Here is a 241-nt window from a genome sequence, read left to right on the forward strand (position 1 = left end):
TGAAATTTAGCAAACTCATTCCAGAAGCAACTTCTTCTTCAGAAAGACTACTTGATACTATTTTTGATATAACTGTTTTAGTAAAAGATAATCCGCCCATAACAAATATAAACATAAAAGAAGTCAACCACATACTAAACTCAACAAAAAATGCAATAGTTAAAAAACTTATAGAGATAGACAATGATCCTAAAATAAAAACAAATAATGATCCTTTTCTATCCACTAAAAAACCACCAAA

General features: G+C 27.4%; 1 pseudogene. It reads right to left on the reverse strand.

Annotated features, from left to right (window positions below):
• Window positions 1–241 (reverse strand): annotated as a pseudogene (locus SH09_RS16225) (hypothetical protein); the annotation flags it as partial.

The sequence above is a fragment of the Staphylococcus gallinarum genome (genome assembly GCF_000875895.1).
GTDB lineage: Bacteria > Bacillota > Bacilli > Staphylococcales > Staphylococcaceae > Staphylococcus > Staphylococcus gallinarum.